The organism is Allobaculum sp., from assembly GCF_047010065.1.
Taxonomy (GTDB): Bacteria; Bacillota_I; Bacilli_A; order Erysipelotrichales; family Erysipelotrichaceae; genus Allobaculum; species Allobaculum fili.
Map to the genome: position 1 here is coordinate 1 of NZ_JBKXLD010000132.1, position 5,083 is coordinate 5,083.

The 5,083-nt window shown below is 50.6% G+C and carries 4 protein-coding genes; 2 read left to right on the forward strand and 2 right to left on the reverse strand.

The window, feature by feature from the left end:
• Both ACLUYS_RS09265 and ACLUYS_RS09270 read right to left on the reverse strand, forming a co-directional pair.
• Positions 1–1,027, reverse strand: a 1,027-nt coding sequence (locus ACLUYS_RS09265) for an ABC transporter ATP-binding protein (protein ID WP_412659681.1), incomplete at its 3' end; no start/stop codon positions are given.
• Positions 1,017–2,750, reverse strand: a complete 1,734-nt coding sequence (locus tag ACLUYS_RS09270; protein ID WP_412659682.1) for an ABC transporter ATP-binding protein — start codon at positions 2,748–2,750, stop codon at positions 1,017–1,019. The genes ACLUYS_RS09270 and ACLUYS_RS09265, both read right to left, overlap by 11 nt.
• 604 nt (positions 2,751–3,354) lie before the next feature.
• Here ACLUYS_RS09270 and hisS point away from each other — a divergent pair.
• Together hisS and ACLUYS_RS09280 are read left to right on the forward strand one after the other, a co-directional pair.
• Positions 3,355–4,707: a histidine--tRNA ligase gene (gene hisS, locus ACLUYS_RS09275; RefSeq protein ID WP_412659683.1), complete on the forward strand. Its 1,353-nt coding sequence runs from the start codon at positions 3,355–3,357 to the stop codon at positions 4,705–4,707.
• 183 nt (positions 4,708–4,890) lie between these two features.
• A partial coding sequence (locus tag ACLUYS_RS09280) for an OB-fold nucleic acid binding domain-containing protein (RefSeq protein WP_412659684.1) occupies positions 4,891–5,083 on the forward strand: 193 nt, incomplete at its 3' end.

The following is a 5,083-nucleotide window of genomic DNA, read 5'->3' on the forward strand; positions in this document are numbered from 1 at the left end:
GAATTCCGTAAGCGAGGGTCACGTGTCCCTGATCGGCTTCCGGCGCAATGTCCATAAAATCAAAGATGCGCTCCGCACCCGAAAGGGCCGAAAGCAGAAGCGTTGCCTGGGAAACGAACTGGTTAATCGGTGCTGCTGCCTGCCGAACAAAGACAAGATAGCTGGCCAGCGAACCGACGTCCGCCTGACCCTGCAGAACCATGTAGCTGCCGGCAATCGCTACAATGGCGTAATTAATATAGGAAACAGAAACGATAAAGGGGACCATCGTCTGCGAATAGGACAGCGCCTTTTTCGAAGCCGCATAGAGATTCTTATCGTATTTCTTAAACTGCTCCATACTGGCGTCTTCATGATTGAATACTTTGATGACGCGAAGACCGTGGATGGCTTCCTGCGCAAAACCGTTCAGCGCGCCGATGTATTTCTGCTGGAAAGAGAAGTATTTCCGGCTCGTCTTGCTGGCGAGAAGAACGTACGCGAACATGAACAGGTAGAATACAGCGACGATCAGCGAAAGTTTCCAGTTGAGCACGAAAAGCAGAAGCAGCGTACCAAATGCCTGAATGAAGTTCTGAATCATGGATGCAAACGAGTTGTTGAGTGCATCGCTGACTGTATCGACATCCGAAGTGAAGCGCGCCATCAGATCGCCCTGTTTTATCGTATCGAATACGCGGATCGGCAGAGATTCCATATGGACAAACAGATCGTGCCGGATTTCCTTGACGACCTGCTGGGCGCCTTTGGCCATCAGCTGCGTATAGCCCCACGCACTGAGTACGCCGGTCAGATAAATGACGCCCATGATCACCAGAAGCCGGATCACGCCGTTCGTATTGCCCTCGCCGGCTGTATTGACGATCGGGCGAATCATATACGTTCCAGCCAGATTGGCCAGACCGGAAACGGTAACCAGAAGGCCGACCGCAAAAAACGTCAGCCGGTGATTGCCCATGTAGTTGAGCAGACGCCGAAAGACCGAACGACGGTTTCTGGGTCTGGATGCATTTGATTTACTGTTCATCCGGCTGACCTCCTCCCTGCTGGCTTTCATAAATTTCCCGGTAAATCGGGCTGGTTTTCAAAAGTTCGTCATGGGTGCCGGTCTGTACAATACGACCCTGATCCATGACCACGATCTGATCGCAGTGTGAAATTGAAGAGACGCGCTGTGCAATGATGATCTGCGTAAGCCCGTGAATCTCGGCAAGATTTTTACGAATGAGCGCATCCGTCTTCGTATCCACTGCCGAAGTCGAGTCATCAAAAATGAGAATTTTCGGCTTTTTCAGCAGCGCGCGGGCAATGCACAGACGCTGCTTCTGACCGCCGGACACGTTGACGCCGGCCTGGCCGAGTTCCATATCAAGACCGCCGGGCAGTCGGGCGATCAGTTCGCTGGCTCCAGCCTGATCGATCGCTTTCAGAATTTCGTCGTCGCTGACGTTTGGATTGCCCCATTTCAGGTTGTCGCGAACCGTTCCGGAAAAGAGCGTGTTTTTCTGAAGAACCATGGCAACATCTTCGCGAAGCGCCTTCAAGTCCAGATCATGAACGTTTTCCTGACCGACTTTCAGAGTGCCGCTCGATACGTCATACAGTCGCGGAATGAGCATGGCCAGAGACGATTTGGCCGATCCGGTAGCTCCGATAATGCCGACCCGGCTTCCTGAAGGAATATGAAGCGTCACATCGCTCAGAACGTCTTCCCTGCCTTCTTTCGAATACTTGAAGCTGACGTTTTCAAAATCGATCGAACCGTCCTGAAGCAGCTTTCCCTCTTCGGGCGAGTGCATTGTAATCTTTTCGTCGAGCACTTCTTCAATGCGATGAATCGAAGCCGCGGAACGGGTCAGCAGCAGGAAGATATTGGACATCATGATAAAGGCATTCATGATCTGCAGAACGTAGGACATGATGCCGGTCAGCTGACCGACAGCCAGCATGCTTTGCACAATCATCATCGAACCGATGGCCAGCAAAACCAGAATCGTGATATACATCGAAGCCTGAAAGAGCGGCAGGTTCAAGAAGGCCAGATGGTTTGTCTTCTGCATTAAAGACGCCAGATCTTCGTTGACCCGGTCGAAACGGTCTGTTTCGTAATCCGCACGAACAAAGGATTTCACCAGACGAATGGCAATCAGGTTTTCTTCCACTGCCTCATTGAGCGCATCGACCGTCTTCTGAATGAACCGGTACTGCGGAGCGACTTTCGAAACGATCCAGATCAGCAGCAGAGCCATGATCGGCGAAACGATCAGATAGACGATGGACAGTTTCCAGCTGATGATAAAGCACATGATGATGCCGAGAATGAGCATCAGTGGGCCGCGCGCGATCGGTCGAATGCCGTTGGTGATCGTATTTTGCAAAACCATGACATCGCTCGTCAGTCGGGTAATCAGTCCCGACGATTCAAAGCGGTCGATGTTTTCAAACGAAAACTTTTCGATCTGATCAAACTGCGCCTGTCGAATCTGGCTGGCGACCGTAGCCGCAGCCCGGGCTGCCGCTTTGGCATAGAGCAGACCAAAAAGAAGTGAACCCGCTGCACAAGCGAGCATCCCCAAACCGCGGCTGACAAAGATGGACGTATCCCGGTGCATCACGCCAATATCGATAATATCGGCCATCAAAACCGGGGTGATGACTTCAAGTAAAGTCTCGATGGCAACATAGATCACGGCGAGAATAAAATCTTTTCGCGCACTTCTTGTCAGTTTAAAAATCGCTGAACCATTCATCCTATCCCCTCTTTTCAGGCCGGTTATTCTGGCGCTCAGCATCCTTGTGCTCTGGATTTTTATCTTTTGCTTTTCGATGAAAAGCCGGAACCCGGCCGCTCATAATGTTTCTATTCTTATCTATTGTCTGCTGATTCCTGCCTGCTGACTCTTTCGTATACAGGCGCGCAGACGGTTATGCCGTTTTCTGAATTGTCAATCTGTCGGTGTACAGACTGACGATGTCCAGGACGGTGCGCTCGTTCCGCCTTCCGTCAGTTTTTAAAAGCAGACTGTTTGTCAGCTGGAACCGCCAAAATACAGAACTGTATTTAGAATACGCAAGAACGGTAAGAAATTCGCTTTTCATTCCCTCAATTCGGTATTCCGCAGGCGGACAGGCCCTTTCTGAACAGGAGTTTTTGGAAGGCCGGGCTCGCCCCGTTTCCCTTGCCGCTTTTTTGAAGTATCTTCGGACGGAAAGGAAACGGCCTTCCGTTTTGATGAACAAAATGCAAAACCTTTTCAGAGTCTGTTCAATTCAGGCTATATGACCGTAATAAATATAGTAAGATTTAGTGTACGGTTCAGCCCCTGCTGAACTGCCCGTCAACTGGAGGAAAACATGAGTTACCAAATTCCGAGAGGAACGCAGGATATTTACGGAGAAGCAAGCTACTCCTGGCAGCAGCTCGAAACTTTATTCCGTCAGTTCTGTCTTCTTTACAACTTTGATGAAATTCGTACCCCGATCTTTGAACACACCAATGTCTTCAAGCGCGAAAACGATTCGAGCGACATGGTCAACAAAGAGATGTACACCTTTACTCTTCCCAATTCTTCGACGTCCCTGACTCTGCGTCCGGAAGGAACCGCAGGAGTCGTCCGTTCCTTTGTAGAAAACAAAATGTACGCTCTGCCGGATCTTCCGGTAAAGCTGTATTATATCGGCCCGATGCACCGTCATGAACGTCCGCAAAAAGGCCGTCTGCGTATTTTCAACCAGTTCGGTATCGAATCTCTTGGTCTGAAGAGCCCGTATTCGGACGTAGAAGCGATGGTTCTCGCCTACTCCATTCTGCGTTCCCTTGGCCTTGACCATATTACCATTCTGCTGAATACCCTTGGCGATGACGAATCCCGCTCGGCGTATCGAAGCGCTTTAAAAGAATACTTCGCACCATATGTCGATGATCTCTGTTCCGACTGCAAGCGCCGCTATGAACAGAATCCGCTCCGTCTTCTCGACTGCAAAGTCGATCACGACAAGGACTGCATGAAAAACGCGCCGTCCATGGCTGACTACCTCAACAAGGAAAGCCGCGAATACTTCAGGACGGTTACTGATCTGCTCGATGTAATGAACATTCCGTATCGTGTCGATCCTTCTCTGGTTCGCGGTCTCGACTACTACACGCATACTGTTTTTGAAATTGTCAGCGAATCGCCTTCCATGGGTGCCCAGGCTACGCTTCTTGCCGGCGGCCGCTACGACAACCTGATCCCCTATTTTGGCGGACCGGAAATGTCCGGCATCGGCTGGGCGCTTGGCGAAGAGCGCATTCTGCTCGCGCTGGAAGCGGAAGGCATTAAACTTGGCGAAAAGCCGCCTCTGGATGCGTACGTCATGGTTCTCAATCCGGAAGCCCGCAGCTATGCGTTTGAACTTCTGACCGAACTGCGCGCCAACGGATTCCGTTCTGACATGGACTTCATGGGCAAATCGTTCAAAGGGCAGTTTAAGGCTGCAGACCGCGCCCATGCCAAATTCACGCTGCTGATCGGCGAAGACGAAGCGAAAAACCGCACTGTTACGATTAAGAACGCGCAGACCCGCGAACAGACCAGTCTGAATGCGGATGAGCTGATCGACTTCATGGACAGTCAGTTCGAAGAAGGCGATGAGCACGGTCACGATCATCATCATGAGCACGATCATGACCATGACGAGCACGAAGCGCACGATCATCAGGACTAAGCTGACACTACCCGTCCTGACCTGAATCCATTTCCTTATCCAAAAACGGCATAACGCCTGCGAAATGCGTATAGAAAGTCTGAATCGCAGCCTCCCTTCCCGTTTTGCCGTCTATATTCCCTTTTCCAATTCCTTTAATTTTCAAATTCCTTTTGTTTTTTCCCTTTAAGGAGGTTATCTGATATGAATCGAAGCCATCACAACGGCGAGCTTCGTCTGGAGAACGAAAACACTCCAGTTGAACTTGTCGGCTGGGTTTCCAAAAAAAGAAACTTTGGAGCTATGAACTTTATCGACCTGCGCGACCGCTCCGGCATCGTGCAGCTCGTATTTGACGAAAGCTTCAACGATCGCCTGAAAGAAGTCCGTCAGGAAT

Bases quoted from the DNA above. Each gene is read 5' to 3' on its own strand.
- ACLUYS_RS09270 (WP_412659682.1), bottom strand. From the start codon at position 2,750: ATGAATGGTTCAGCGATTTTTAAACTGACAAGAAGTGCGCGAAAAGAT.
- hisS (WP_412659683.1), top strand. From the start codon at position 3,355: ATGAGTTACCAAATTCCGAGAGGAACGCAGGATATTTACGGAGAAGCA.